23 protein-coding genes are annotated in these 26,968 nt (G+C 70.6%); 11 read left to right on the top strand and 12 right to left on the bottom strand.

The features are described from left to right. The first annotated feature begins 9 nt into the window (after positions 1 to 9). From OHS71_RS13010 to OHS71_RS13040, 7 genes are all read left to right on the top strand, one after another. Positions 10 to 423, top strand: coding sequence for a roadblock/LC7 domain-containing protein (locus OHS71_RS13010; RefSeq protein WP_020128762.1), 414 nt, complete (start codon positions 10 to 12; stop codon positions 421 to 423). 114 nt (positions 424 to 537) lie between these two features. Then, the gene (locus OHS71_RS13015; protein WP_009190816.1) at positions 538 to 936 is read left to right on the top strand and encodes a DUF742 domain-containing protein; all 399 of its coding nucleotides are present in this window, start codon (positions 538 to 540) and stop codon (positions 934 to 936) included. Continuing rightward, positions 917 to 1,492: a GTP-binding protein gene (locus tag OHS71_RS13020; RefSeq protein ID WP_054239771.1), complete on the top strand. Its 576-nt coding sequence runs from the start codon at positions 917 to 919 to the stop codon at positions 1,490 to 1,492. Before OHS71_RS13015 ends, OHS71_RS13020 begins: the two co-directional genes overlap by 20 nt. Before the next feature lie 376 nt (positions 1,493 to 1,868). Continuing rightward, complete coding sequence (locus tag OHS71_RS13025) at positions 1,869 to 5,222, top strand: sensor histidine kinase (RefSeq protein ID WP_328479546.1); 3,354 nt, start codon at positions 1,869 to 1,871, stop codon at positions 5,220 to 5,222. Between the two features lie 10 nt (positions 5,223 to 5,232). After that, the gene (locus OHS71_RS13030; RefSeq protein WP_037737006.1) at positions 5,233 to 5,646 is read left to right on the top strand and encodes a roadblock/LC7 domain-containing protein; all 414 of its coding nucleotides are present in this window, start codon (positions 5,233 to 5,235) and stop codon (positions 5,644 to 5,646) included. A 96-nt stretch (positions 5,647 to 5,742) separates the two neighbouring features. Further along, entirely contained in the window at positions 5,743 to 6,330 is a 588-nt protein-coding gene (locus OHS71_RS13035) for a DUF742 domain-containing protein (protein ID WP_328479547.1), read from the top strand. Then, positions 6,311 to 6,892, top strand: a complete 582-nt coding sequence (locus tag OHS71_RS13040) for a GTP-binding protein (protein WP_026248371.1) — start codon at positions 6,311 to 6,313, stop codon at positions 6,890 to 6,892. Before OHS71_RS13035 ends, OHS71_RS13040 begins: the two co-directional genes overlap by 20 nt. Positions 6,893 to 7,106: 214 nt before the next feature. Here the strand turns inward: OHS71_RS13040 and OHS71_RS13045 are convergent, their stop codons facing one another. Together OHS71_RS13045 and OHS71_RS13050 are read right to left on the bottom strand one after the other, a co-directional pair. Then, positions 7,107 to 7,298: an acyl-CoA carboxylase subunit epsilon gene (locus tag OHS71_RS13045; RefSeq protein WP_328479548.1), complete on the bottom strand. Its 192-nt coding sequence runs from the start codon at positions 7,296 to 7,298 to the stop codon at positions 7,107 to 7,109. A gap of 69 nt (positions 7,299 to 7,367) precedes the next feature. After that, on the bottom strand, positions 7,368 to 8,972 hold the full coding sequence (locus OHS71_RS13050) for an acyl-CoA carboxylase subunit beta (RefSeq protein WP_328479549.1): 1,605 nt from the start codon (positions 8,970 to 8,972) through the stop codon (positions 7,368 to 7,370). Positions 8,973 to 9,327: 355 nt separating this feature from the next. On the opposite strand from OHS71_RS13050, the gene OHS71_RS13055 reads away from it, so the two are divergent. The 3 genes from OHS71_RS13055 to OHS71_RS13065 all read left to right on the top strand — a co-directional run bounded on the left by OHS71_RS13055 (position 9,328) and on the right by OHS71_RS13065 (position 11,733). Continuing rightward, a complete protein-coding gene (locus OHS71_RS13055) occupies positions 9,328 to 9,939 on the top strand; it encodes a YceI family protein (RefSeq protein ID WP_328479550.1) in 612 nt (203 codons plus the stop codon). Between the two features lie 93 nt (positions 9,940 to 10,032). Continuing rightward, positions 10,033 to 10,671: a hypothetical protein gene (locus OHS71_RS13060; RefSeq protein WP_328479551.1), complete on the top strand. Its 639-nt coding sequence runs from the start codon at positions 10,033 to 10,035 to the stop codon at positions 10,669 to 10,671. Positions 10,672 to 10,947: 276 nt separating this feature from the next. Beyond that, positions 10,948 to 11,733 (top strand): S1 family peptidase, encoded by a 786-nt coding sequence (locus OHS71_RS13065; RefSeq protein ID WP_328479552.1) that lies wholly within the window; start codon positions 10,948 to 10,950, stop codon positions 11,731 to 11,733. A gap of 112 nt (positions 11,734 to 11,845) precedes the next feature. Here OHS71_RS13065 and OHS71_RS13070 read toward each other — a convergent pair whose 3' ends face one another. The 10 genes from OHS71_RS13070 to OHS71_RS13115 all read right to left on the bottom strand — a co-directional run bounded on the left by OHS71_RS13070 (position 11,846) and on the right by OHS71_RS13115 (position 25,557). Continuing rightward, the gene (locus tag OHS71_RS13070; RefSeq protein ID WP_328479553.1) at positions 11,846 to 13,216 is read right to left on the bottom strand and encodes a hypothetical protein; all 1,371 of its coding nucleotides are present in this window, start codon (positions 13,214 to 13,216) and stop codon (positions 11,846 to 11,848) included. 62 nt (positions 13,217 to 13,278) lie between these two features. Next, entirely contained in the window at positions 13,279 to 16,305 is a 3,027-nt protein-coding gene (locus tag OHS71_RS13075; RefSeq protein ID WP_328479554.1) for a glycoside hydrolase family 3 protein, read from the bottom strand. 385 nt (positions 16,306 to 16,690) lie between these two features. Beyond that, complete coding sequence (cimA, locus tag OHS71_RS13080; protein WP_328479555.1) at positions 16,691 to 18,295, bottom strand: citramalate synthase; 1,605 nt, start codon at positions 18,293 to 18,295, stop codon at positions 16,691 to 16,693. Positions 18,296 to 18,602: 307 nt separating this feature from the next. Then, the gene (locus OHS71_RS13085; RefSeq protein ID WP_328479556.1) at positions 18,603 to 19,211 is read right to left on the bottom strand and encodes a TetR/AcrR family transcriptional regulator; all 609 of its coding nucleotides are present in this window, start codon (positions 19,209 to 19,211) and stop codon (positions 18,603 to 18,605) included. Positions 19,212 to 19,242: 31 nt separating this feature from the next. Next, positions 19,243 to 20,310 carry an agmatine deiminase family protein gene (locus tag OHS71_RS13090; protein WP_328479557.1) on the bottom strand — a complete coding sequence of 356 codons (1,068 nt, stop codon included), beginning with the start codon at positions 20,308 to 20,310 and terminating at the stop codon, positions 19,243 to 19,245. A gap of 9 nt (positions 20,311 to 20,319) precedes the next feature. Next, positions 20,320 to 21,990 carry an urease subunit alpha gene (locus OHS71_RS13095; protein WP_328479558.1) on the bottom strand — a complete coding sequence of 557 codons (1,671 nt, stop codon included), beginning with the start codon at positions 21,988 to 21,990 and terminating at the stop codon, positions 20,320 to 20,322. After that, positions 21,987 to 22,685, bottom strand: coding sequence for an urease subunit gamma (gene ureA, locus OHS71_RS13100; RefSeq protein ID WP_328479559.1), 699 nt, complete (start codon positions 22,683 to 22,685; stop codon positions 21,987 to 21,989). The genes OHS71_RS13095 and ureA overlap by 4 nt, the downstream gene beginning before the upstream one ends. Positions 22,686 to 22,880: 195 nt before the next feature. Then, positions 22,881 to 23,969: a branched-chain amino acid aminotransferase gene (locus OHS71_RS13105; protein ID WP_328479560.1), complete on the bottom strand. Its 1,089-nt coding sequence runs from the start codon at positions 23,967 to 23,969 to the stop codon at positions 22,881 to 22,883. 249 nt (positions 23,970 to 24,218) lie between these two features. Then, positions 24,219 to 25,262 carry a 3-isopropylmalate dehydrogenase gene (locus OHS71_RS13110; protein ID WP_328479561.1) on the bottom strand — a complete coding sequence of 348 codons (1,044 nt, stop codon included), beginning with the start codon at positions 25,260 to 25,262 and terminating at the stop codon, positions 24,219 to 24,221. 163 nt (positions 25,263 to 25,425) lie between these two features. Next, positions 25,426 to 25,557: a hypothetical protein gene (locus OHS71_RS13115; protein ID WP_107085114.1), complete on the bottom strand. Its 132-nt coding sequence runs from the start codon at positions 25,555 to 25,557 to the stop codon at positions 25,426 to 25,428. 406 nt (positions 25,558 to 25,963) lie between these two features. On the opposite strand from OHS71_RS13115, the gene OHS71_RS13120 reads away from it, so the two are divergent. Continuing rightward, complete coding sequence (locus OHS71_RS13120; protein WP_328479562.1) at positions 25,964 to 26,848, top strand: alpha/beta fold hydrolase; 885 nt, start codon at positions 25,964 to 25,966, stop codon at positions 26,846 to 26,848. Positions 26,849 to 26,968 lie beyond the last annotated feature (120 nt).

The following is a 26,968-nucleotide window of genomic DNA, read 5'->3' on the forward strand; positions in this document are numbered from 1 at the left end:
TTGAGTCAGATGAGCCAGGCGGCACAGAACCTGAACTGGTTGATCACCAACTTCGTGGACAACACCCCCGGGGTGTCCCACACCGTTGTCGTGTCCGCCGACGGGCTCCTGCTCGCCATGTCCGAGGGTTTCCCGCGTGACCGTGCCGACCAGCTGGCGGCCGTCGCGTCGGGTCTCACCTCGCTGACGGCCGGCGCCTCCCGGATCTTCGAAGGCGGCAGCGTGGCCCAGACCGTCGTCGAGATGGAGCGAGGATTCCTCTTCCTCATGTCCGTCTCGGACGGCTCGTCGCTCGCCGTTCTCGCGCACCCCGAGTGCGACATCGGCCTCGTCGGCTACGAGATGACCCTCCTCGTCGACCGCGCGGGCGCGGTCCTCACACCTGATCTGCGCGCCGAGCTCCAGGGCAGTCTGCTCCACTGACCCGCCCCGGCACTACCCGCCTCACGAAATCACCGTCCGGCCGACACAATCCCCCCACCGGCCTCGACGGACGGCACGACTGACCGCGAATCTGCTGTCCCGCCCGGAGGATCCATGACCCCGCCCACCGCCCATCATGATCCGTACGCGGAGCCGTACGGGGATGAGGGCGACCAGCCGCTGGTGCGTCCGTATGCGATGACCGGTGGCCGGACCCGGCCGCGCTATCAGCTCGCCATCGAGGCGCTGATCAGCACCACGGCCGACCCGGCAGCGCTCATGGGGCTGCTCCCGGAGCACCAGCGCATCTGCCATCTGTGCCGTGAGGTCAAGTCGGTCGCGGAGGTATCGGCGCTCCTGGCCATGCCGCTGGGGGTGGCGCGGATCCTGGTCGCGGACCTCGCCGAGGCCGGACTGGTGGCCATCCACCAGCCGGGCGGCGACGAGAACAACGGTGGCGCTCCGGACGTGACGCTGCTCGAAAGGGTGCTCAGTGGACTTCGCAAGCTCTGACGGAGGGCGGGCAACCACCTCCGCGAAGATCGTGGTGGCGGGGGGCTTCGGCGTGGGCAAGACCACGTTCGTGGGCGCCGTCTCCGAGATCAACCCGCTGCGCACGGAGGCCGTCATGACGTCCGCGTCGGCGGGCATCGACGACCTCACCCACACCGGGGACAAGACCACCACCACGGTGGCCATGGACTTCGGCCGTATCACCCTGGACCAGGACCTGATCCTGTACCTGTTCGGCACGCCCGGCCAGGACCGCTTCTGGTTCATGTGGGACGACCTGGTGCGCGGTGCGATCGGCGCGATCGTGCTGGTCGACACCCGTCGTCTCGCCGACTGCTTCCCGGCGGTCGACTACTTCGAGAACAGCGGTCTGCCGTTCGTCGTGGCCCTGAACGGCTTCGACGGCTCGCAGCCCTACCAGCCCGAAGAGGTGCGCGAGGCGCTCCAGATCGGACCGGACACCCCGATCATCACGACGGATGCCCGGCACCGCTCGGACGCCAAGAGCGCGCTGATCACGCTGGTCGAGCACGCGCTCATGGCGCGGCTGCGGTAACTTTCAAGGATTCTGTGCCGTACGACAGTTGTCGTAGACGCTTCGGAGCCGGCTGTGGCCTTTGACACGGTCGGCTCCGGTGTTCATAACGTTTCGGCAGTGGAATCGGGTGGTACCGCAACGCGTCGCGGTCACTTGGTCTCACTGTGCGCACGAAGGCCCCGCCTTTTGGCGGGGCTCGTTCTTTTTGACCGTTTTACGTGGGGCTTACATCACGTCGAACCAGCTCTTTCCCATGTTTGGAGGAGCGCTGGTCGTCATGCTGGAATGCCTGAACTGCCCAATAGTCAATGACGTACTGATGGTCGATGGCTGACCGGGCTCTGAGACACTGCGGCACGACGAAGGTGCCGACCGCCGAGAGGTTGTTGGTCGAGTGAGGCGAAGCAAGCAAAGTCCCGAGCCGGCGGCCCGGGGCAACTTCACCCCGCCGCCGCGCGGAGCGGCGCCCGCCCCTGTGCCCGGTTCGGAGCCGGCGGCCGCACCCGCGAAGAGCGGTGGCCGTCTCTCCCCGCGCAACTGGCGGGTGCCGACCAGGCTGAACGCGATCCTGCTCATACCCGTGGTGGTCGGCCTGGTCATGGGCGGCTTCCAGGTGAAGAACTCGATCGACACCTGGCAGGAGGCCCGCGACGCCGAGAAGGTGGCGAAGATCGTGGCCGCCGCCGGCGAGTACGCCGAGGCCCTCCTCAACGAGCGGGACGTCACCGCCCAGCCGCTGCTCCAGGACAAGAAGGACGACCCGGTCGTCAAGACGGCTCGCGCCGCCACCGACGCCAAGGCCACCGCCTTCCACGACGAAGTCGTCGGGATGCCGGACAAGGAAGGCCTCCAGCGCAGGCTGAAGCTGGTGGAGGAGGCCGAGCCGACCCTCACCAAGATCCGCGCGGCCGCCTACACCAAGGCCCTGGACCCGGTGAAGACCGAAGAGGGCTACGTCGCCGTCGAGCACCTGCTCATGGAGTTCTCCAACGAGCTCGGCCTCGGCACCGGCAACATCACCGCCTACGGCCGTACCGTCTACGCGGTCGCCCTGGCCAAGGGCGCCGAGTCCCTCCAGCGCGCGATCGGTATGCACCTGCTCGTCCGGCCCAGCCCCGACGAGACGGTCTACCGGCAGCAGCTCACCGCCTTCACCTCGTACGCGTACCTCGAGGGCGTCGCCCAGCAGGAGTACGTCTCCGGTGGCACCGTCGACGATGCCGCGCGGCTCGTCCAGGTCATGAAGGAGAAGACCGCAGAGGGCACGAAGCAGGCCGCCGACGCCCAGGCCAAGGCCGAAGCCGCCGGACAGGAGTTCATCCCGCCGCCCGCCATGGACAAGATGATCCAGGCGATCGGCAGCGGGCGTGACCCCGCCCAACTCGCCAAGCAGGGCATCACCGCGCAGGCGTGGATGTCCGCCGCGACGCTGAAGTTCGAGGGCTACAGCCAGGTCGAGAGCGAACTCATCGACCGCGCGGTCACCGACGCGGGGCAGATCGCCTCCGACGCCCAGCGCGACGCCATCATCAACGGCGCGATCGTCATCATCGCCCTGCTCGCGGCGTTCATCGTCGCCAGTCTCATGGCCCGCCAGATGAGCCAGGCCATGCGCCAGCTGCGCAACGCCGCCTTCGGCATCGCCGAGCAGCGCCTGCCGATGCTGGTCGACCAGCTCTCGCGCACCGACCCCGGCCGGGTCGACACCCGGGTCCAGCCGATCCCCATCAACACGAGGGACGAGATCGGCGAGGTCGCCCGCGCCTTCGACCAGGTCCACCGCGAGGCCGTCCGGCTGGCCGCCGAGCAGGCTCTGCTGCGGGGCAACATCAACGCGATCTTCACCAACCTGTCGCGCCGCAACCAGTCGCTGATCGAGGGCCAGCTGACCCTGATCACCGACCTGGAGAACAACGAGGCCGACCCGGACCAGCTGGAGAACCTCTTCCGCCTGGACCACCTCGCCACCCGTATGCGCCGCAACGGCGAGAACCTCCTGGTGCTCGCCGGCGAGGAGCCCGGCCGCCGCTGGGACCAGCCGGTCCCCCTGGTCGACGTCCTGCGCGCCGCCTCCTCCGAGGTGGAGCAGTACGAGCGCATCGAGCTGTCCGGCGTTCCCGAGGCCGAGATCCACGGCCGTGCCGTGACCGACCTCGTGCACCTGCTCGCCGAGCTGCTGGAGAACGCCACGACGTTCTCCTCCCCGCAGACCAAGGTGCGGGTCACGGCCACCCGTCTTCCCGACGGCCGGGTCATGATCGAGATCCACGACAAGGGCATCGGCCTCACCGCCGAGGACTTCGCGGACATCAACCACAAGCTGGCCAACCCGCCGACAGTGGACGCCGCGATCTCGCAGCGCATGGGCCTGTTCGTGGTCGGCCGGCTGTCGGACCGGCACGGTATCCGCGTCCAGCTGCGCCCCTCGGGCGAGCAGGCCGGCACCACCTCGCTGGTCATGCTGCCGGACGCCATCACCCACGGTGGCGGCGGCGAGCAGCAGCAGCCGGAGCGCGACGAGTTCACGGTCTCGCAGATCATCCCGGAGCAGAACTACGGCGCCGGTGAGGACTTCAACAACGGTCTGCCGATGCGTACCGCGGCGGAACTCGGCTTCGACGACAGTCAGTACGAGGTCCCCGACGACATCCGTGACCTGGACCCGGTGGGCCGCTCGCTGATGCGCGAGGAACGCCGTGCCGCCCTGGAGTCCCAGTCGGGCCAGCCCGGTCAGCCGGGTCAGCAGCAGCCCGCCGAGGCGTCCGCGTTCGGCGAGGGCTTCGACGCCCCCCAGCACCAGCAGCCGTACGACGCCGGCCAGAACGGCTACGACCCCGCCCAGCAGGGCGCCGTGGGCGGCTACGACAGCGGTGCGACCGGGTACGCCGAGCAGCCCGCGGCGTACGACCAGCAGACGGCGTACGGGGAGCAGCAGCGCCCGGCGTACGACGATCAGTACTTCCAGTCGAACGGCGGCCGTCCGCAGGGTGAGTCGTTCTCTGCGAACGGCGGCCGTCCGCAGGGCGAGTCGTTCTCCGCGAACGGCGGGCTGCCCCAGAACGAGGGCTTCTCGTCGAACGGCGGTTACCCGGACCCCGCGTATGCGGAGCCCGTCCAGGAGGACCGGACGGCGGCCCCCGCCAACGGGTCCGAGGGCTTCCAGCCGTACCAGGAGCAGCAGTCCTACCAGGACGACTGGCCTCAGCAGAACAGCCACACGAACGGTTACCGGAACGGCTACCCGGACCAGTACGCTCCGGAAGCGGAATCCGCGCAGGCCGCTGACGCGGCTGAGCAGAACCGCGTAGGCTTCGACCGTCCGGGGCCGACTCCTTCCGCCTCTCACGCGCTGACCGACGCAGGTCTTCCCCGTCGCGGATCCGGCGCCAACGGCGCGCGGCCCGCGAAGCAGGAAGCGGCGTCCTCCCCCGCGGAGAACAAGGGCGGCGGCGACATCTGGCGCTCGGCGAACGACGAGCGCTGGCAGCAGGCCTCCGCTCTGAAGAAGCCCAAGGCGGGCGGGGTCACCTCCTCCGGTCTGCCGCGGCGGGTGCCCAAGGCCAATCTGATCGAGGGCGCCGCCGAGAGCACCCCCCAGGGAGGCCCTCAGGTCTCCCGCGCCCCGGAGGACGTCCGAGGCAGGCTGAGCAACCTGCGCAAGGGCGTCCAGCGCGGACGCAGCGCAGGCAGCAGTGAAACGAACGGCCAGGGCTTCGGTCCTGACAGCACCTACAACCAGGAGCGTTAGTGTGAGCCCGATGAGCCAGGCGGCACAGAACCTGAACTGGGTGATCACCAACTTCGTGGACAACACCCCGGGGGTGTCCCACACGGTGGTGGTCTCCGCCGACGGACTCCTTCTGGCGATGTCCGAAGGCTTCCCCCGTGACCGGGCCGACCAGCTCGCGGCCGTCGCCTCCGGTCTGACGTCCCTGACGGCGGGCGCCTCCCGGATCTTCGAGGGCGGCAGCGTGAATCAGACGGTTGTGGAGATGGAGCGGGGATTCCTCTTCCTCATGTCCATCTCCGACGGTTCGTCGCTCGCGGTTCTCGCTCATCCGGAGGCGGACATCGGTCTCATTGGGTACGAGATGGCGCTTCTGGTGGACCGGGCCGGTTCGGTCCTGACCCCCGATCTCCGTGCGGAGCTCCAAGGAAGCCTTCTCAACTAACAGACGGACGGTGCGTTTTGGCGTCCCGAGGCCGTAGGGTTTCGGGACGCGGTTTCCACGTGACGGGTGCCAGGCGCAGTCGGAGGAGGAGAGAGAGTGGCAACACCCCCAGGCGGTTCGAATTCGGGTAACTGGTCGTACGGCCCTGCCCAGGGCCACGGCGACGGTTCCCAGAACCCGAACCGTTACAACTTCCCCTCCGCGCCCAGCCAGCAGCGGCCGTACACGCCCCAGGGTCCGCAGGGCCCCGGGCCGTCGCCGTACGACCAGCCTTCGGCCCCGCGCATCCAGCCCGTGCAGCCGCATCGCCGCACCCCGGAGCCGGCGCCCGCCGGGGCTTCGAACAACCCGCTGGTGCGTCCGTACGCCATGACCGGTGGCCGGACCCGCCCGCGTTACCAGCTCGCCATCGAGGCGCTGGTGCACACCACTGCGCAGCCGCACCAGATGCAGGGCCAGCTGCCCGAGCATCAGCGGATCTGCAACCTCTGCCGAGAGATCAAGTCGGTCGCCGAGATCTCGGCACTGCTGACCATCCCTCTCGGCGTGGCCAGGATCCTCGTCGCCGACTTGGCGGAGGCGGGACTGGTCGCGATCCATCAGCCCGGCGGCGACGAGAACGCCGGCGGCCAGCCAGACGTGACACTGCTCGAAAGGGTGCTCAGTGGACTTCGCAAGCTCTAGCGGGGGTCCCTCCCGCTCCACCACTTCCGCGAAGATCGTGGTGGCGGGCGGCTTCGGCGTGGGCAAGACCACGTTCGTCGGGGCTGTTTCGGAGATCAATCCGCTGCGCACCGAGGCCGTCATGACGTCCGCGTCGGCGGGCATCGACGACCTCACCCACACCGGGGACAAGACGACCACGACGGTCGCCATGGACTTCGGCCGTATCACCCTGGACCAGGACCTGATCCTGTACCTGTTCGGCACGCCCGGCCAGGACCGCTTCTGGTTCATGTGGGACGACCTGGTGCGCGGTGCGATCGGCGCGATCGTGCTGGTCGACACCCGCCGTCTCGCCGACTGCTTCCCGGCGGTCGACTACTTCGAGAACAGCGGTCTGCCGTTCGTGATCGCTCTCAACGGCTTCGACGGCAACCAGCCGTACAACCCGGACGAGGTGCGCGAGGCGCTCCAGATCGGACCGGACACCCCGATCATCACGACGGACGCGCGGCACCGTGCGGACGCCAAGTCGGCGCTCATCACCCTGGTGGAGCACGCGCTGATGGCGCGCCTGCGGTAGGCCGAAGGAGTGACACGCGGGCGGCCCCTCCCGGCTCGGGAGGGGCCGCCCACCTGTTTCAGGGGTGGCCGTCCGCGGGCTCCGCCGCGGGGGCGGGACCCCGGACGGCGTCCGTCGGCCTCTCGGGCGGGCCACGCCCTCGACGCACGGACGACGAAGGGCCCCTCTGGTGCAGAGGGGCCCTTCTCGGTGTTGCTGCGGCCGGGCGCAGCGCCTAGTGCCAGCTGTGCGGGGCGCGGAAGCCGCCCTCGCGCTCCAGGCGGCGCCAGCCGGCCTTGTGGCGGCCTCGGTGGGTTTCGGTCGGGGACGACTGGGCGGCAGCGCGGGCCAGGAGCACCGCCGTGATGGCGGCGACTTCCTCGGGCTCGGCGTGGCCCTTCTCGACGCGGATGTCGGGAGCGTTCATGGGTGCAAGTCTCCGTGGATGAGGTTTCCGCAGGGGATCCAGTGGGTTACCCGTGGTGGATCTGCCGGGTTACTGCGGGGGGTTGCCGTGCTTGCGGGAGGGCAGGTCCGCGTGCTTCGACTGGAGCATGGCCAGCGACCTGATGAGGATCTCGCGGGTCTCGGCGGGGTCGATGACGTCGTCGACCAGGCCGCGTTCGGCCGCGTAGTAGGGGTGCATCAGCTCGGACTTGTACTCCTTGACCATGCGTGCCCGCATGGCCTCGGGGTCCTCGGCCTCTGCGATCTGGCGCCGGAAGATGACGTTGGCGGCACCTTCGGCGCCCATCACGGCGATCTCGTTCGTCGGCCAGGCGTAGGTGAGGTCGGCACCGATGGACTGGCTGTCCATGACGATGTACGCACCTCCGTAGGCCTTGCGCAGGATCAGCGAGATCCGCGGCACGGTCGCGTTGCAGTAGGCGTAGAGCAGCTTCGCGCCGTGCCGGATGATTCCGCCGTGCTCCTGGTCGACGCCCGGGAGGAACCCGGGGACGTCGAGGAAAGTGACGATCGGGATGTTAAAAGCGTCACACATCTGGACAAAGCGCGCAGCTTTTTCCGAAGCCTCGATGTCCAGGACGCCGGCGAGCGCCTGCGGCTGGTTGGCCACGATGCCCACGACCTGGCCGTCGAGCCGGGCCAGGGCGCAGATGATGTTGCGGGCCCAGCGCTCGTGGACCTCCAGGTACTCGCCGTCGTCGACGATCTCCTCGATCACCTTGGTCATGTCGTACGGACGGTTGCCGTCCGCCGGGACCAGGTCGAGCAGGACGTCGCCGCGACGGTCGGCCGGGTCGCCGGACTCGGTGCGCGGGGGGTTCTCACGGTTGTTCTGCGGGAGCATCGAGAGGAGGTAGCGCACCTCCGCGATGCAGGTCTCCTCGTCGTCGTAGGCGAAGTGACAGACGCCGGAGGTCTCGGCGTGCACATCGGCGCCGCCGAGGCCGTTCTGGGTGATCTCCTCGCCGGTGACGGCCTTGACCACGTCCGGCCCGGTGATGAACATCTGCGAGGTCTCGCGGACCATGAAGACGAAGTCGGTGAGGGCGGGGCTGTAGGCCGCGCCGCCCGCACAGGGGCCCAGCATGACCGAGATCTGCGGGATCACCCCGCTCGCCCGGGTGTTGCGCTGGAAGATGCCGCCGTAGCCGGCGAGGGCGGAGACGCCCTCCTGGATACGGGCGCCCGCGCCGTCGTTGAGCGACACCAGCGGGGCGCCGGCCGCGATGGCCATGTCCATGATCTTGTGGATCTTGGTGGCGTGGGCCTCGCCCAGCGCGCCGCCGAAGATCCGGAAGTCGTGCGCGTACACGAAGACCGTACGGCCCTCCACCGTGCCCCAGCCGGTGATCACACCGTCGGTGAACGGCTTCTTGGCCTCCAGGCCGAAGCCGGTCGCCCGGTGCCGGCGCAGCTGCTCGACCTCCTGGAAGGATCCCGGGTCGAGGAGCAGCTCGATCCGCTCCCGGGCGGTCAGCTTGCCCTTGGCGTGCTGCGCCTGGGTCGCCTTCTCGCTCGGGCCGGCCAGCGCCTGGGCACGGATCTGGTGCAGCTCGGCCACGCGGCCCCGCGCGTCCGTGGGCTCCGCAGGCTCCGTGGTCGGCTCGCCGGTCGTCTCTTCCAAAACGGTCATGTAGCGACCTTACGAAGCCCACCAAGGAAAGAGGGACGTCGACTCCGTACAGTCTCCGGCGCGTTTTCCTGGTAGCCCTGAACAGAACGGTTCGGGCATGCAGCCGTTCCGACTGCTCAGAGGCCCTGGGGCTTGTAGGGGTCGCACAAACGGCAGGGCTGAGACCCGGCTCACATTCCGGGCCGGCACATGCCCCACGGGGGTGAAACGGAGAGCCCGGACGGCGGCCCCGCCCCAGGATCACCCTGCGGCCCGGCGAGACAACCGAAGATGTTGAACATTGAACGGAATAGGTCTACTGTCATCCTCGTTGAAGATTAAACATCATCGATCTCCCGTCCCCAAGGAGCACACCATGAGCATCTTCGGCCGCAAGAGCACCGACGAGACCGCCACCGTCGCCGCCGACGCCCCCGTCAGCCCCGAGCTCGCCGCCCTGACCGGCGACTACACGATCGACCCCTCGCACTCGACGTTCGGCTTCGTCGCGCGCCACGCCATGGTCACCAACGTCAAGGGCAAGTTCAACGACTTCACCGGCTCGCTGCACCTGGACGGCACCGACCCGTCGAAGTCCAGCGCCTCGATCGACGTCACCATGGACAGCATCGACACCGGGTCCGCCGACCGTGACGGCCACCTGAAGACCGCCGACTTCTTCAAGACGGACGAGTTCCCGACGATGACCTTCCGCTCCACCTCGGTGCAGGCGCTCGGCGGCGACGACTACCGGATCACCGGCGATCTGACCATCCTCGGCGTCACCAAGCCGCTCACCATCGACCTGGAGTTCAACGGCGCGGCCAAGGACCCGTTCGGCAACGAGCGCGTGGGCTTCGAGGGCAAGGCGGAGATCCTGCGCTCGGCGTGGGGCCTGACCTGGAACGCGGCGCTGGAGACGGGCGGCGTCCTGGTTTCCGACAAGATCAAGCTGAACTTCGACATCTCGGCGATCAAGAACGCGTAAGCGCTCGGCTTCATAGGGCTGAAAGCATCCAAAAGGGGTCGGAAGCGGAGAGCTCCCGGCCCCTTGGTGTGTTCCGTGTCACAGTCGCGAGACATGAGCACCAGGACCGGACCCCAGCACTACCCCGGCTCGAACCGCGACCACTGGTACCAGGACGACTTCGGCGGGGACCGCATGGAGGTCAACGCCGTCGTCCTGCACACCACCGAAGGGCGCTCGCTGCCCGACTACCAGGGCGGCTCCGCCGCGCCCAACCTGACGGCGGTGCCCGACTTCGCCGCCCGGAAGCTGAAGTGGTACCAGCACTTCGAGATCGACGTCTCCTCGCGCGCACTGGTGAACAAGCGCGGCGGGGTCGAGACCAACACGCTGAACGTCTGCCAGGTGGAGCTCGTCGGGACCTGCGCGCCCGACATCCACGCCAAGTGGCAGGCCCGCGACCAGGCCCACGTCTACTGGCCGAAGGCTCCGGAGTGGGCGCTGCGCGCCGTTGCCGAGTACCTGGCCTGGATGCACATCCACCACCATGTCCCCCTTCGCGGACCGGCCCTGTGGCCCGCCTACCCGAAGTCCGCGGGGAACGGGGGCGGCCAGCGGATGGGCGCCGAGCGGTGGAACGCGTTCAAGGGGATCTGCGGCCACATGCACGTGCCGGAGAACACGCACGGCGATCCCGGGGCGATCGACTTCGAGGCACTGCTGGGCTTCGCCAAGGCGGCGGCCCAGGACTGACCCGGCCCATGCGGTGAACCGGCGGCCGGCTTCCGGCGGGGGAAGCGGGGCCACCGGTTCACTGTGCGGCGCGGCCGCCGAACAGGCGGCGGATGGGCCCGCCGCCGACCGGGCGCGGATGGCTGAATCGGCCCCCTTGTGCGGGGGCTCGCGGGGTTCCCATAATCCAGCAACAGATTTGACCTGACCATGCCAGCGCATGGACATCTCTTTGCGGTGCGTACGTCATGTTGACATGTTCACGTCAAAGCCAACCCCCCCACGGAAGGCAGCACCATGAAGAAGCTCCTCACCGCGCTCAGGAGATTCGCCGCCGTCGGCGCGGCCGCGCTCGCGATAGCGAGCCTCCAGCCCCTCTCGTCCGCGCAGGCCGCACCCTCCCCCGTCGTCGGCGGCACCCGGGCCACGCAGGGCGAGTTCCCGTTCATGGTCCGGCTCTCCATGGGCTGCGGAGGGGCGCTCTACACCCAGCAGATCGTGCTCACCGCCGCGCACTGCGTGAGCGGGACCGGCGCCAACACCGGCATCACGGCCACGGCCGGCGTCGTCGACCTCCAGAACACCAGCGGCCGGGTCCAGGTCAGGTCGACCTACGTCTACCGGGCCCCCGGCTACAACGGCAACGGCAAGGACTGGGCGCTCATCAAACTCGCCTCGCCCATCACCACCCAGTCCACTCTGAAGATCGCCACCACCACGCAGTACAACACCGGCACCTTCACCATCGCCGGCTGGGGCTCGGCCAGCGAGGGCGGCGCCCAGCAGCGCTATCTGCTCAAGGCCACCGTCCCGTTCGTGAGCGACGCGACCTGTCGCACCTACAGCGGCTACAGCGGCCTCGTCGCCAGTGACGAGATCTGCGCCGGGTACACGGCCGGCGGCACCGACACCTGCCAGGGCGACTCGGGCGGCCCGATGTTCCGCCGGGACGCGAACAACGCCTGGATCCAGGTCGGCATCGTGAGCTGGGGCATCGGCTGCGCCCGGGCCAACGCCCCCGGCGTCTACTCCGAGGTCTCCACCTTCGCCTCGGCCATCGCCTCGGCGGCGGCCTCGCTCTGACGCACACCGCCACGCCGCACGACCTCCCGTCGTACGACGTCCTCGGGCCCGGCGCCGTCGCGCGCCGGGCCCGAGACCTGTGGCGGCCCCGGTGCCGCCACCGGGACGGGCTCTAGAAGCCTCCGCCGAAGTCACCGCCGCCGCCCCCGCCGAAGTCCCCTCCCCCGCCGCCCCCGAAGCCGCCGCCGAAGTCGCCGGGGTCGAAGTCCGCACCGGAGACGTCGCCGCCCTCGTAGCCCCCGCCGAAGTCGCCGTAGCCGGTGCCGTAGTCGGAGGCGTAGGACGGGGCGGCCATGATGCCGCCGAGCATCGTGCCGACGAGGAGGCCGGGCAGGATGCCGCCGCCGAAGTAGCCGCCCGCCCAGGGACCGTAGGCCGGACCGGCCTCCCAGTACGGGCGGCGGCCGTAGTCGCTGTCGACCTCGCGGATCACGGGGTCGCGCCCGTCGGCCAGGCGCGTCGCGTCCGCCGCGCAGACCGGGACCTCGCGGGTGGCCCCGCCGGGTGGCGTCCAGGTCGCGTCGGTGACCGACGGGCCGTGGCGGGGGTCGAAGAAGCACGGCGGACGGCGCTCGGGCAACGGCCGTCCGGTGCGGCGGGCGCCCAGCCGGGCGAGGGAGAAGCGGCCGTCCTCGAGAGCCTCGGTGACGGCGCGGACGTCCTCGGGCTTCGCAGCAGCAGCCATGAACGACTTCGCCTGCTCGTAGGCGTCCAGGGAGCGTTCGTAGTCGGCGCGCATGGCGTCGTCGGCGCCCGGTTCGGACGGGTGGAAGTCGAGGCGGTCGAGTTCCTCCCCGAAGGCCGTGATGTCCTCGTCCACGACGACCCGCAGCCGGTCGAGGGCGGCCCGCTGCTCCTCCGCCCGCCGCCGGCGGCTCCGTCGCACCAGGGTGTACGCGCCCGCGCCGCCGGCGACCAGCACCACACCCGCCGTGATCAGCGCGCTGGACGAGATTCCGTCGTCGCCTTTCGAGGAGTTCCAGCTCCCGGGGGCCGAGCCGCCCATGTTGGCCAGGGCGCGGTTCGTGAAGTCGGTCAGCTGGGTGTTGGTGTCACTCTCACCCCGGACACTGGCGACCAGGTTGCGGACGGCTGTGCGGGACAGGACGGAGGAGTCGGCGCGGGCGTCGAAGCGGTCACCGAGGCGGATCGCGTAGAGGCCGGTGACGCCGGTGGCGGTGCGCAGGTCCGTGAAGAGGTCCGCCGTGGGGTAGCCGGCCGGCAGCACGGCGACGAACAGGGGCTTGCCGGCGTTCTCGATCTGCCGCTGGAGCGCGTGCGCCTGCGCCGGGGAGAGCTGGCCGGACGCCTCCGGGTCGACGTACACGGGGCTCTCGCGCAGGGACGAGGCGATCGCCGAGACGCTCGTGTCCGCACTCGCGCGCGGGGCGCCCGCCGTCAGGACCGCCAGAGCGGTCAGGACGACGAGCGCCAGTGCGATCAGCGGTCCGGCACAGCTGCGGGCCGATAGAGCGACCTTCATACTTTCGAAGCTACCCCAAAGCCGACAGAAGAGGCCTTTTCATACGGCCGGGGCGGTTGTGGCTACGGCGCCGCCCGGTACGCCGCCGTCAGCCGCTCGACCGCCTTGCCGTACCGGCCTGTCAGGAGCAGGTGGTCCGCGTCGGCGAAGGGCTTCGCGGCCGCCGCCGTGACGGCCCGGCCCATCTTCTGCTGGACGATCAGCCGGGCCTTCCCCACGAGCGTGCGTCCCACCTCGTCGGCACCGGCCCGCTCGGCCGCCGCCGCCGCGGCCCCCAGCCCCTTCAGGGTCGCCAGGCCGCCCTCCGGGACCCTGGTCAGCGTCGTCAGACCCCAGCCGTAGGGGAACTGCGGGTCGTACACCGCGTCGCCCACGTTGATGGGCAACTGGGCCTCGGACCTCGGCCAGGTCACCGGAAGCTGTCCGGTGAAGGGCCGCCTGCCGTACAGGACGTCGGCCACGCCGTCGCCCTCCGTGCCGGGCAGCCAGGAGGCCACCAGCGCGTCGACGGCGCCGATCCGGTCACCGATCAGCTGGGGCCGGCCCGAGACGACCAGCACCGCGCATCTCATCGCGGCGCACACCTTGTCGACGGCCGCCCGGTCGGCGGCGGTCAGCTCCAGGTCGTTGCCGTTGCCGACGTCACCGACGCCCTCGGCGTACGGGGTCTCGCCGACGACCACCACACCCACGTCGTATCCGTCCGTCGGCGCCGAGGCGTCCCTGGAGTAGGTGACATCACCGCCGGCCTTCCTCATTCCCTCCAGGATCGTCGTGCCCTGCGTGATGTCGCCGGAGGCGCCCTGCCAGGTGATGGTCCAGCCGCCGGTCTGGTTGCCGAGGTCGTCGGCGTTGGAGCCCGCGACGTACACCTTCTGGTTCTTCCTCAGCGGCAGGACTCCACCGGAGTTCTTGAGCAGCACCTGCGACTCGGCGGCCGCCTGCCGGGCCACGGCCCGGTGCGCGGCCGAGCCGATCCTCGACGCGCCGCTCGTGTCGGCGTACGGCTTCTCGAAGAGACCCAGCCCGAACTTCTGGGTCAGGATGCGCGCCACGGCGTCGTCGACCCGCCGCTCGGTGATCCGCCCGGCCTTCGCCTCGTCGATCAGGGTCGCCGTGAAGTCCTTGTACGAGTACGGGACCATCATCATGTCGACGCCCGCGTCGACGGAGGTGCGGACGTGGGAGGCGTAGTCGCCGGGGAGCTGGTCGATGGCGTTCCAGTCGCTGATCACGAAGCCGTCGAAGCCCATCCGGCCCTTCAGCACACCGTTGATCATGTCGGCGCGGGCGTGCATCTTCACCGGGCCCCGGCCGTCGCCGAGGATGTCGAGCGACGAGTACGAGGGCATCACCGATCCGACGCCCCGGTCCACGGCCGTCCGGTACGGGGCGAGGTGGACGGCCTCCAGCTGCTGCCGGGTGACCTTGGTGATGCCCTGGTCGATCGTGTAGCTGCCGGTGGTGGAGGAGCCGTACGCCGTGCCGCCGTCGCCGACGAAGTGCTTGGCGGTGGCCAGCACCTTGTCGTCGTCCTTCAGGTCCCTTCCGTCGCGAGCGCCCTGGAGGCCCTGGATGACCGTCTCCATGGACTCGACGAGCGCCGGGTCCTCGCCGAAGGACTCGTACGAGCGGCCCCAGCGTTCGTCGCGGGTCACGCACAGGCAGGGGGCGAAGTCCCAGGGGACGCCCGTGGCCCGGACCTCGGACGCGGTCACCGCGCCCGTTCGCTCGGCCAGTCGCGGGTCGCGGGTGGCGCCGATGCCGATGTTGTGGGGCATGACCGTCGCGCCGGCCAGGTTGTTGTGGCCGTGCACCGCGTCCACGCCGTAGATCAGCGGGATCTGGAACCGGGTGGCCTGCGCCCGGAGCTGGTAGCCGTCGATCATCTTCGCCCAGGCCCCGGCGGTGTTGGGCGTCGGGGTGGAGCCGCCGCCGGAGAGCAGCGACCCGAGGTTGTACGAGGCGATGTCTGCGCCCGTGCCGATCGCGCCGCGCTCGGCCTGGGTCATCTGTCCGGCCTTCTCCTCCAGGGACATCCGGGAGACGAGGTCGGCGACCCGCTTCTTCACGGGCAGTCGCGGGTTCAGGTAGGGCAGTCCGTGGGCGTCGATGACGACCTGCGGGGTCTCGGCGGGGGCCTTGGCGCCGGTGACCGTCAGCCGGAGCGGGACGGTCTCGGCGGACTCGGCCCGCTTGTCCGCGAGGGTGCGGACGGCGACCGTGCGGGTGGCGCCGGAGGGAGTGCCCGCCGGGAAGGTGACGGTGCCGGCGACCGGGGTGTAGTCCCTGCCGGGCTCGGCGGTGCCGGTCGCGGCGGTCTCGTAGGCGACGGTGACGGGGTCGTCGAGGGGGGCGGCGCCGGTGGTGGCGACGGAGACCTTCACCGTGGCGGTGCCGCCCTCCTTCACCGGGTACACGGCGGCGTCGGTGGTGACGGAGGCGCGCAGCGACTGGTCCGCGCGGCCGTAGAGCTCCACGCCGTCCATGGCGAAGTCGCCCTTGACGCCGACGGGGAGGGTGAGGGCGTAGCCCCAGGTCTCGTTCAGGCCGAGGATGTGGTCGATGCCGCCGACGGGCTGGTAGTCCGTGCGGTAGGTGAAGTCGGTGAACGGGATCTCCACCTGTTTCCATCCGGTCCAGTCGTCGGTGAAGGACGTCGTCCAGAGCTCGGACGCCTCTCCGTCGGCCCCGCCGTCCTTGAGCTCGAAGGCGATCTTCCTGCCGTTGCCGCGGCCCTCCCACCAGAACCGGATGCCCCGGTGGGCGGACCAGTCGTGGGCGGGCTCCGCGAAGGCGAAGTCGTGGGTGAAGCCGCCGTAGCCACTGATCTCGTAGGTTCCGGTGAGGACCTGGTCACCCTCGGGGGCGTCCTCGCGGGCGGCCAGCCGGAGGGCGGGCGGGTCGTCGGTGTCGCCGCCCCAGGTGAAGAGACCCCCGGCGGGCGGGCTCGCGAAGGGGACCTCGCCCTCGAAGCGGTCGACGGGCACCGGGGCGGGGTCGTCGGAGCCGGGCGCGCCGGCCGCGGTGGTCATCGGGAGGAGGGCGGTCAGCAGGGTGGCGCAGGCGAGCAGGGCGGTTCTTCGCATGGAACGTCCCTCTGATCTCGTGGTCCACTCATGACTTAGATCAGACCGTGAGTCAACTGGCGGCCCGTCACGCCGTCAAGACTTCACGCCGGAACTGGTACGACGGCAACACCCGTCCAGGTAAGGGGCGTTGTCCGTTCGACAGATGAACGCGCGACCTCTTGACGCGGGCCGGAAGTCGTCATCTACTCACGCCTCGACACGCTTCCCGTCCCCCGTCTCCAGAAGGCCGGCGCTCCATGAGGAGACCCACTCGCGTCCGGCGGCTGCTCCGCGCCGGTCTGCTCCCCGGGGCCGGCCGGCCCTGCCGCGGGGTCCTGCCGCCGACCGCGTGGAGTGCCTCGGCGAGCCGGCGCGCCCGCCGAGGAATCCTGCCGGGCTCCGCCTACTCGGCCGGTTCCACCTTGGCCCGCAGCAGTCCGTACGTGTAGGCGTCCTCCAGGGCCTGCCAGGACGCGGCGATGACGTTCTCCGCGACGCCCACCGTGGACCATTCACCCGTGCCGTCGGTCGTGGAGATGAGGACGCGGGTGGTGGACTGGGTGCCGTGCACGCCCTCCAGGATGCGGACCTTGTAGTCGACCAGGTCGAGCTTGGCCAGCTGGGGGTAGATCTTCTCCAGCGCCACGCGCAGGGCGCGGTCCAGGGCGTTGACCGGTCCGTTGCCCTCCGCCGTCGCCACGATGCGCTCGCCCTTGGCCCACAGCTTGACCGTGGCCTCGTTGGCGTGGGTGCCGTCGGGGCGGTCCTCGACGATGGCCCGCCAGGACTCGACCTCGAAGTACTTCAGCGGCCGGCCCTCGACCTCGGCGCGCAGCAGCAGCTCGAAGGAGGCGTCCGCGGCCTCGTAGGTGTAGCCCTTGAGCTCGCGTTCCTTGACCCGCTCCACGACCCGGCCGACCACTTCACGGTCGCCGCCCAGATCGACGCCCAGCTCCTTGCCCTTGAGCTCGATCGACGCGCGTCCGGCCATGTCCGACACCAGCATCCGCATGGTGTTGCCGACCTGCTCGGGGTCGATGTGCTGGTAGAGGTCCGGGTCGACCTTGATGGCCGAGGCGTGCAGGCCGGCTTTGTGCGCGAAGGCCGAGACCCCGACGTACGGCTGGTGCGTGGACGGCGTCAGGTTGACGACCTCGGCGATCGCGTGGGAGATACGGGTCATCTCCCGCAGCCGGCCCTCGGGCAGGACCTTCTTGCCGTACTTCAGCTCCAGCGCCGCGACCACCGGGAACAGGTTCGCGTTGCCGACCCGCTCGCCGTAGCCGTTCGCCGTGCACTGGACGTGCGTGGCGCCGGCGTCCACCGCGGCGAGGGTGTTGGCGACCGCGCAGCCGGTGTCGTCCTGGGTGTGGATGCCGAGCCGGGCGCCGGTGTCGGCGAGGACCGTGGAGACGACCGCCTGGATCTGGGCGGGGAGCATGCCGCCGTTGGTGTCGCAGAGGACGACCACGTCCGCCCCCGCCTCGGCGGCGGCCCGGACCACCGCCTTCGCGTACTCGGGGTTGGCGCGGTAGCCGTCGAAGAAGTGCTCGCAGTCGACGAAGACCCGGCGGCCCTGTGCCTTGAGGAAGGACACCGTGTCGCTCACCATCGCCAGGTTCTCGTCCAGCGTCGTGCGCAGGGCCAGCTCGACATGCCGGTCGTGCGACTTCGCGACCAGGGTGATCACGCCCGCGCCCGACTCCAGCAGCGCCCTGACCTGCGGGTCCTCCGCGGCCTTCGCGCCCGCCCGACGGGTGGCGCCGAAGGCGACGAGCTGGGCGTGCCGGAAGTCGATCTCCTCCTGGGCGCGGGCGAAGAACTCGGTGTCCCGCGGGTTGGCGCCGGGCCAGCCGCCCTCGATGAAGCCCACGCCGAAGTCGTCCAGGTGCCGGGCGATGGCCAGCTTGTCGGCGACGGTGAGGTTGATGCCCTCACGCTGCGCGCCGTCGCGCAGGGTGGTGTCGAAGACGTGGAACGAGTCGTCGGGTTCACTGGTTGCGGTCATGGTCTGAAGGCTCCTGTGTCGGATCTCGGTCGTTACCGGAATGACCGGCTCCACCATCCCCCCATGGTCCCTCGCGCTCTCGCTCCCGGCTGTGGGTGGGCCAGAAAAGCGAAAAACCCCTCGCGGGTGCGAGAGGTCTGCGCGCGGGTCGAGGACGACGATGGCCGCTCGTACCTGGTCGTACGGAGCGGTCACTGCGGACCGGCGCGCCTGCTGCCAATAATCGTGGCGAACGAGAGCACGGCGGCAGTCTGGCACAGACCGTCCGTCCGCTCACCCTGCGTCTCAGGATGCGAGCAGCGCGCGCTCACGGGACGGGGAGGAGTCCTTCGTCCAGGAACTCGTGGACGTGCGTGAGGACCTGCTCGCGGCCGGTTCCCCGCAGTCCGATGGCCACGTGGATGGAGAAGCCGTCGAGGAGGGCGCGCAGCCGGGCCGCGAACCGTTCGGGGTCCACCCGCCGGAACTCGCCCCGTGAGATCCCTTCCGCCAGGAGGGCGGCGAGGTCGCGGTGCCAGGCGCCCTCGATGGCCGACTGGCGGTCCCTGGCGACCGCGTCGGCGTTCTGCGAGCGGTTCCAGACCTCCAGCCAGAGCGTCCAGTGCGGGTCGCGGTGGCCGTCGGGGACATACAGGTCGACATAGGCGTCGAGGCGCTCGCGGGCGGGAACGGGGCGGGCCAGCAGCCGGGCCCGCTCGGCGCCGAGCCGCCCCTCGCTCCACTCCAGGGTGCGCAGCAGGAGCTCGTCCTTGGAGTGGAAGTAGTAGAGGAGATGGCCGCTGCTCATGCCGACCTCGCGGCCGAGCCCCGCCATGGTGAGCTTCTCCAGACCGCGCTCGGCGATCATCTCCATGGCGGCGGCCAGGACGTCCTCGCGGGGCGGTGCGTTCCTGCGTGCCCGTGCCGCTCCGGCCATGTCCGGCTCCCCTGTGTCTCGTTCCCGGATCTCAGACCCTCGGCTGCTGCTGGGTGATGCAGTGGATGCCGCCGCCACCGGAGAAGATCGTACGGGCGTCCACCAGCGTGACCGTCCGCTCCGGGAACAGGCGGCGAAAAACGCCCGCGGCGAGTTCGTCGCGCGGGTCGTCGAAGCCGCAGAGCACGACGCCGCCGTTGCAGAGGTAGTGGTTGATGTAGGAGTAGTCGGCCCAGTGGCCGTCGGCCTCCAGGACGGTCGGGGCGGCGACCTCGACGACCTCCAGCCGGCGGCCGCGCGCGTCGGTCTGCCCCCGCAGGAGCCCGATGACCTCCTTCGTGACCTCGTGGTCGGGGTGCGCCGGGTCGGGCTGGTGGTGGGCGACGACGACCCCGGGGCGGGCGAAGGCGGCCACGATGTCGACGTGGCCGAGGGTGCCGTAGCCCATGGGGGTCCCCCCACGCCGTTCATGCAGCGGGGGAGGGTAGTCGCCGGTGAGTCCGCGGGGCAGCCAGATCGCCTTGCGGGTGCCGAGCATGGCGTGGATCTCCGCCTCGACGTCCTCCCGCGTCCACCCCGGATTGCGCTCCGGACCGAGCTGGACCGTCTCGGTCAGCAGGACCGTGCCCTCGCCGTCGACATGGATGGCGCCGCCCTCGTTGACCAGCGTCGAGGCGTACGTCCGCGCCCCCACCAGGTCGCAGACATACGCGGCGATCTTCGCGTCGTGCTCCCAGCGGGCCCAGTCCTGGGCGCCCCAGCCGTTGAACGTCCAGTCCACGGCCGCGAGTCGACCGTTCCCGCCGGTGAGGAAGGTGGGTCCGATGTCCCGCATCCAGGCGTCGTCGAGTTCCCGTTCGACCGTGTCGACGTCCGGGCCGAGGAGGGCGCGGGCGTCCGCCGACTGCCCGGGGCCGCACACCACCGTCACCGGTTCGAAGCGGCGGACCGCGCGGGCGACGGCGGCCCAGGCGGCACGGGAGGCGGCCAGGTCACCGGGGTCGTCGAAGGTGGGGTTGGGGCCCGGCCAGGCCATCCAGGTGCGCTCGTGCGGAGCCCACTCGGCGGGCATGTGGAAGCCGTCGGCGGCAGCAGACATCAGCGGTCCTCAGAGGAAGTACAGGCGGTTGAGGGAGACGTACTCGGCCGGCTCGGAGCGCAGCGGCTCGCCGTCGAGGGTGACCAGACCGGTGTGCCGGTCGACGTCGACCGCTCCGGTACGGGAGTTGAGGCGCAGGTCGGCGGGGCCTATGCCGCGGGTGCCGCGCACGGCGACCCGTCGGCGGCGGGTGGGCATCGCGTCGCCTCCCTGGTCGAGGGCCGCCCGGGCGACGAAGGCGACCGAGATGTCGGCGGGGGTGGCCCCGTACGCCCCGAACTGCGGTCCGAGGACGAGGGGTTCGCAGGTGTCGGTGGCGGCATTGGGGTCGCCGACCACGCCGTACGCCGGGAAGCCCGACTTGAGCACGAGCTGCGGTTTGGCGCCGAAGTACTCGGGGCGCCACAGCACGATGTCGGCGAGCTTGCCGGTCTCGAGGGAGCCGACCTCGTGCGCCAGGCCGTGGGCGATGGCCGGGTTGATGGTCAGCTTGGCGATGTAGCGCAGGACGCGCTCGTTGTCGTGGTCGTCCGGGGCGCCGAACTCGGCCTTCATCTTCCCGGCCATGGCGAACGTGCGGCGGACCGTCTCGCCCGCCCGGCCCATGCCCTGCGCGTCGGACGAGGTGATGCCGATCGCGCCCAGGTCGTGCAGAACGTCCTCGGCGCCCATGGTGCCGGCGCGGATGCGGTCGCGCGCCATGGCGGCGTCGCCCGGCAGGTCGGTCTTCAGGCCGTGGACGGAGACGATCATGCCGTAGTGCTCGGCGACGGCGTCCCGGCCGAAGGGGAGGGTGGGGTTGGTGGAGGAGCCGATGATGTTCGCGACTCCCGCCATCTTCAGCACGTTCGGCACGTGGCCGCCGCCGCAGCCCTCGATGTGGAAGGCGTGGATCGTCCGGCCCTCCAGCACCTTCAGGGTGTCCTCGACCGACAGGCACTCGTTCAACCCATCGCTGTGCAGGGCGACTTGGACGTCGTGTTCCTCGGCGACCCGCAGGGCGGTGTCCAGTGCCCGGGTGTGGGCGCCCATGTCCTCGTGCACCTTGAAGCCCGAGGCGCCGCCTTCGGCCAGCGCTTCCACCAGGGGCGCGGCGGACGACGACGAACCCCGGCCCAGGAAGCCGATGTTGACGGGCCAGGCGTCGAACGCGTTGAAGGCGTGCCGCAGCGCCCAGGGCGAGTTGACGCCGACGCCCCACACGGGCCCGAACTCCTGGCCGATGACCGTGGTCACCCCGGAGGCGAGCGATGCCTCCATGATGCGCGGCGACAGCAGATGGACGTGGGTGTCGACGGCGCCGGCGGTGGCGATCAGTCCCTCGCCGGACACGATGGAGGTGCCCGTGCCGACGACGACGTCGACCCCGTCGAGCGTGTCGGGGTTACCGGCCCGGCCGATCGCGTGGATCCGGCCCTCCCGGATGCCGATCGACACCTTCCGGATCCCCTGCACGGCGTCGACCACGACGACGTTGCTGATCACGACGTCGCAGGTGTCGCGGACGGCGGCGGCCTTGAGGTGCAGTCCATCGCGGGCGGTCTTGCCGAAGCCGGCGAGGAACTCGTCGCCGTGCCGCTGGGAGTCCGACTCGACGCGGACGACCAGCCCCGAGTCGCCGAGGCGGACGCGGTCGCCGGCCCGGGGGCCGTGGGTGGCGGCGTACTCGTACGGGTTCATCGGGTCGCTCCCTCTTCTTCCGTCCCGAGGTAGCCGCAGGCGGCGGCCCGGCGCAGGGCCTCCTCCTTCGCCCCCGGCGCGTCGAGCGCCCCGTCGACCAGGCCGGCGAAGCCGACGGCGATCCGGTCGCCGCCGATCGGCACGAGCCCGACCTCGCGGCTCTCCCCCGGCCCGAAGCGCACGGAGGACCCGGCGGGGACGGCGAGCCGCATGCCGTAGGCCCGTCCCCTAGGGAAGTCGAGCCGGGGGTTGGCCTCGAAGAAGTGGAAGTGGGAGGTGACGGAGACGGGCACGCTCGCCGTGTTCGCGACCGTCAGCCGGACGGCCGCCTCGGGCTCGGCGTGCCCGGGTCCCGGCAGCAGCGCCCCCGGCGCCCGGTCCCCGAGCGTGCCCCCGGCGATCGGATCACTGACGACCGCGAGGCGCGAGCCGTCGTCGAAGACGGCCTCGACATGGACCTCGGTGACGATGTCCGCGACGCCGGGCAGGACATCGTCCGGACCGAGGACCGACCGGGCGCGTTCGATCGCCTCGGCGAGCCGGGCGCCGTCGCGGGCGGCCTCGCAGACCGTGTCCGCGACGATCGCGGTCGCCTCGGGGACGTTCAGCCGGAGCCCGCGGGCCCGGCGGGCGCGGGCCAGCTCGGCGGCCCCGAAGAGCAGCAGCCGGTCCCGTTCGGTGGGGGTGAGCCGCACGACGGGCCCCTCCTTGCGTTCAGCGGTTTAGAGCACCACTCTAAACGTGGACGACAATGATCCGGAAGGGCCTTGGCAGACTGTTTGAGCAGCACTCCAAACATGCCTCACGGCAACAGGAAGGGCCGCACCGGACGACAAGTCCGGTGCGGCCCCGCCCAGGTGGGCCGCCGGTGTGGGCCGGCGTCGGGCCGGTCAGCCCAGCTCGTGCATCCACCCGTGCTTGTCCTCGGCCGTGCCGCGCTGGATGTCCAGCAGGGCCCGGCGGAGCTCGCGGGTCACCTCGCCGGGCTCGCCACCCGACTGCTGCCACTCGCCACCGGTGCGCTTGACCGTGCCGACCGGGGTGATCACCGCGGCGGTCCCGCAGGCGAAGACCTCCTTCAGCGTGCCGTTCTCCGAGTCGCGCTGCCACTGCTCGACGGAGACCCGGCCCTCCTCGGCCCGGTAGCCGAGGTCGCGGGCGACGGTGAGGAGGGAGTCGCGGGTGACGCCCTCCAGGATGGAGCCCGTCAGCGACGGCGTGATGATCTTGTCTTCGTACACGAAGTACAGGTTCATGCCGCCGAGCTCCTCGACCCACTTGCGCTCGACCGCGTCGAGGTAGCAGACCTGGGCGCAGCCCTGGGCGGCGGCCTCGGCCTGGGCGAGCAGCGAGGCGGCGTAGTTGCCGCCCGTCTTGGCGTCGCCCATGCCACCGGGGACGGCGCGGACGTGCTCCTCGGAGACCCAGATGGAGACGGGCTTGACGCCGCCCGGGAAGTAGGCGCCGGCCGGTGAGGCGATGACGAGGAACAGGTACTCGTTGGCCGGCTTGACGCCCAGACCGACCTCGGTCGCGATCATGAAGGGGCGCAGGTAGAGGGACTCCTCGCCGCCGTGCGCCGGCACCCAGTCCTTGTCCTGGCCGACGAGCGCGTCGCACGCCTCGATGAACGTCTCGACCGGGAGTTCGGGCATGGCGAGGCGGCGGGCGGACCGCTGGAAGCGCTTGGCGTTCTGGTCCGGGCGGAACGTGGCGACGGAGCCGTCGGGGCGGCGGTACGCCTTCAGGCCCTCGAAGATCTCCTGCGCGTAGTGCAGGACGTTGGTGGCCGGGTCCAGGGGGATCGGCGCGTACGGGACGAGCTGGCCGTCGTGCCAGCCGCGGCCCTCGGTCCACTTGATCGTCACCATGTGGTCGGTGAAGTGGCGGCCGAACCCGGGGTTCGCCAGGATCGCCTGCCGCTCGGCGGCGGTGGTGGGGCTGGCGGAGGGCTTGAGCTCGATCGTGGGCGTCGTCATGAGTGGTTGTCCTTCACCGGTTGTGTAGTGACGGGCCGCGCTCACGCCCGTACGGCCAGTGGCCGATGGTAGGACGTCCGAGCATTCCCTCATACCGCGGCTCCGCGTTCGATTATCGCAAGCGGCGGACGAGGGCCAAAACGGCGGGAATGCGACCCAGGGTTGATGGTGGCACCCGGCGGGGGACATGCGGAAGCCGCCGGGTGCGATGCGACCCGGCGGCTTCGAGAGGTTTCGCGCAGCGCGGGGTCAGCCGGCTACTCGTACGGAGAGTGCGTCACCGATCTCGGAGGTGCTGCGCGCGGGCAGCGAGCCGCGCTCCGCCAGGTCGGCGGAGACGGCGTCCTCGATGCGGACCGCCTCTGCGTCGTAGCCGAGGTGGCGCAGGAGCAGGGCGACGGACAGGACCGTGGCAGTGGGGTCCGCCTTGCCCTGGCCGGCGATGTCCGGGGCCGAGCCGTGCACGGGCTCGAACATCGAGGGGAACTCGCGGGAGGGGTTGATGTTCCCGCTCGCGGCGACGCCGATGCCGCCGGAGACGGCCGCGGCGAGGTCGGTGATGATGTCGCCGAAGAGGTTGTCGGTGACGATGACGTCGAAGCGCGCGGGGTCCGTGACGAGGTAGATCGTCGCGGCGTCCACGTGGATGTAGTCCGTGGTGACGTCGGGGAACTCCTGGGCCACCTGGTTGAAGATGTTCGTCCACAGGTGACCGGCGAAGGCCAGCACGTTGTTCTTGTGGACCAGCGTCAGCTTCTTGCGCGGGCGGGCCTGGGCGCGGGTGAAGGCGTCCCGGACCACGCGCTCGACCCCGAAGGCCGTGTTCACGGAGACCTCGGTGGCGACCTCGTGCGGGGTGCCCTTGCGGATCGTGCCGCCGTTGCCGGTGTAGGGGCCCTCGGTGCCCTCGCGGACCACGATGAAGTCGATCTCGGGCTGGCCGGCCAGCGGGGTGGCGACACCCGGCAGGAGCTTCGACGGACGCAGGTTGACGTGGTGGTCGAAGAGGAAGCGCAGCTTGAGCAGGAAACCCCGCTCCAGAACACCGGAGGGGACGCTCGGGTCGCCGATCGCGCCGAGCAGGATGGCGTCGTGCTGCTTGAGCGCCTCGGCGTCCGCGTCGGTGAGGGTCTCACCGGTGGCGTGGTAGCGCCGCGCGCCGAAGTCGTACTCCTTGGTCTCCAGCTTCACGTCCTGCGGGAGGACGGCGGAGAGGATCTTGAGACCTTCGGCCACGACCTCCTGGCCGATGCCGTCACCGGGGATCACTGCGAGATTGAGGCTGCGAGACATGCGGGAACCCTACTCCCCGTCCCATGGGATGACACGGACTGTCCGCCATGCGGACGCGAGAGAGGGAGGCCGGGTCGGAGTGCGGCGCGGAACCCGCCGTCCCGTGCGGGGCCCGCGCCGCACCCCGAGCGGGTGCGGCTCCCGGAATGCGGGGCGGTCCGGCTCAGTGGCCGGTCTCACCGCCGTTGTCACGGCGGTCGAGCGCACGCTGGAGGGCGGCGGCCGCGTTCTTGCGGTCGGACTCGCTCGTGCGGGAGGTGTGACGGACGCGGCGGCGGACGGTCGTCTCGGCCATGGGGAATCGACTCCTTCGAAATCCAGGGAGTGCCAAAGGGCTTACGAGACTCCCGCTCCGCCTGATGGGCGGGGGGTGCCCCCAAGGGCGGGGAGCGTGGCCGCAGGGATTGCCTGCACGGGCCCGGCTCACGACCGCCGTTCGCTTGGTCGAGCGAGACGTTCGGCTCCTACAAAGCTAAGGGAGGGGCACGCGCCTGTCTCCACAATTACTCGGACTTCCTACTATCTGAGACGGCACACCGGGCCACCCTGCCCCGACCTGCGTTTTCGCGGATGATCTCCACCCGCCGCCACCCCACGCCGGGAACGCGGGCGGGACCCTGGCGTCCGCGGGGGCGGTCATGCGCTCGACTAACCGTCAAAAGACTCTTGACCAGTTAGGGGTCGCATGGTGGACTCATGCCATGACCCTCGACGCCAGGCCCCAGGTCCGTCACCGCACCGTCACCGTCCGCGGCCATGAGGTGTACTACCGGGAGGCGGGCCCGGCCGACGCGCCCGTCCTGCTGCTCCTGCACGGCTTCCCCAGCAGCTCGCACATGTTCCGCGACCTGATCCCGCTGCTCGCCGACCGCTACCGCGTCCTGGCCCCCGACCACCTCGGCTTCGGCCGTTCGGCGGCGCCCGCCGACTTCACCTGGACCTTCGACGAACTGGCCGCGCTCACCGAGGAGTTCACACAACAACTCGGTCTGAAGAAGTTCGCGCTCTACATCCAGGACTACGGCTCCCCCATCGGTCTGCGCCTCGCCCTCGCCCATCCCGACCGCGTCACCGCGATCATCACCCAGAACGGCAACGCGTACGAGGAAGGACTGGGCGCACAGGCCTGGGCACCGGTACGGGCGCTGATCGCGGAGCGCACCCCGCGGACGGAAGCCCCGGTGCGGGAGATCAGCAGCCCCGAGGGAATCAGGTGGCAGTACCTGCACGGGGTTCCCCCCGAGCACCGGGACCTGGTGAGCCCGGACGCGTACGAGCACGACGCCGCCCTCATGGCCCGGCCCGGCCAGTCGGAGATCCAGCTCGACCTGATCTCCGACTACGGCTCCAACTTCGCCCTCTACCCGGCCTTCCAGGAGTACTTCCGCACCAGCCAGGTCCCGCTGCTGGCGGTCTGGGGCGCAGGCGACGAGATCTTCGTGCCGGCCGGCGCGCTCGCCTTCCGGCGGGACCTGCCCGGAGCGGAGGTGCATCTGCTGCCCACCGGGCACTTCGCCCTGGAGACGCACGCGGGACAGATCGCGGCGCTCACCCGGGACTTCCTCGAACGCCACCTGACCGGCTGAGCACGCCCGCCCGACGGCCGCCGCCACCGCCCCGCACGAGCCCCGTCACCCGCACCGCGTCTCAGTGCTCCGGGCCCCCGGACGCGGGAACGGGCCGGGTCCCGGAGGACCTGGCCCGTT

This window comes from Streptomyces sp. NBC_00377, from assembly GCF_036075115.1.
Classification (GTDB): domain Bacteria; phylum Actinomycetota; class Actinomycetes; order Streptomycetales; family Streptomycetaceae; genus Streptomyces.

Coding starts and splice junctions, on each gene's coding strand:
- OHS71_RS13010 (WP_020128762.1), top strand. CDS start 10: ATGAGCCAGGCGGCACAGAACCTGAACTGGTTGATCACCAACTTCGTG.
- OHS71_RS13015 (WP_009190816.1), top strand. CDS start 538: ATGACCCCGCCCACCGCCCATCATGATCCGTACGCGGAGCCGTACGGG.
- OHS71_RS13030 (WP_037737006.1), top strand. CDS start 5,233: ATGAGCCAGGCGGCACAGAACCTGAACTGGGTGATCACCAACTTCGTG.
- OHS71_RS13045 (WP_328479548.1), bottom strand. CDS start 7,298: ATGAACGCTCCCGACATCCGCGTCGAGAAGGGCCACGCCGAGCCCGAG.
- OHS71_RS13050 (WP_328479549.1), bottom strand. CDS start 8,972: ATGACCGTTTTGGAAGAGACGACCGGCGAGCCGACCACGGAGCCTGCG.
- OHS71_RS13055 (WP_328479550.1), top strand. CDS start 9,328: ATGAGCATCTTCGGCCGCAAGAGCACCGACGAGACCGCCACCGTCGCC.
- OHS71_RS13060 (WP_328479551.1), top strand. CDS start 10,033: ATGAGCACCAGGACCGGACCCCAGCACTACCCCGGCTCGAACCGCGAC.
- OHS71_RS13065 (WP_328479552.1), top strand. CDS start 10,948: ATGAAGAAGCTCCTCACCGCGCTCAGGAGATTCGCCGCCGTCGGCGCG.
- OHS71_RS13070 (WP_328479553.1), bottom strand. CDS start 13,216: ATGAAGGTCGCTCTATCGGCCCGCAGCTGTGCCGGACCGCTGATCGCA.
- OHS71_RS13075 (WP_328479554.1), bottom strand. CDS start 16,305: ATGCGAAGAACCGCCCTGCTCGCCTGCGCCACCCTGCTGACCGCCCTC.
- cimA (WP_328479555.1), bottom strand. CDS start 18,295: ATGACCGCAACCAGTGAACCCGACGACTCGTTCCACGTCTTCGACACC.
- OHS71_RS13085 (WP_328479556.1), bottom strand. CDS start 19,211: ATGGCCGGAGCGGCACGGGCACGCAGGAACGCACCGCCCCGCGAGGAC.
- OHS71_RS13090 (WP_328479557.1), bottom strand. CDS start 20,310: ATGTCTGCTGCCGCCGACGGCTTCCACATGCCCGCCGAGTGGGCTCCG.
- OHS71_RS13095 (WP_328479558.1), bottom strand. CDS start 21,990: ATGAACCCGTACGAGTACGCCGCCACCCACGGCCCCCGGGCCGGCGAC.
- OHS71_RS13105 (WP_328479560.1), bottom strand. CDS start 23,969: ATGACGACGCCCACGATCGAGCTCAAGCCCTCCGCCAGCCCCACCACC.
- OHS71_RS13110 (WP_328479561.1), bottom strand. CDS start 25,262: ATGTCTCGCAGCCTCAATCTCGCAGTGATCCCCGGTGACGGCATCGGC.
- OHS71_RS13115 (WP_107085114.1), bottom strand. CDS start 25,557: ATGGCCGAGACGACCGTCCGCCGCCGCGTCCGTCACACCTCCCGCACG.
- OHS71_RS13120 (WP_328479562.1), top strand. CDS start 25,964: ATGACCCTCGACGCCAGGCCCCAGGTCCGTCACCGCACCGTCACCGTC.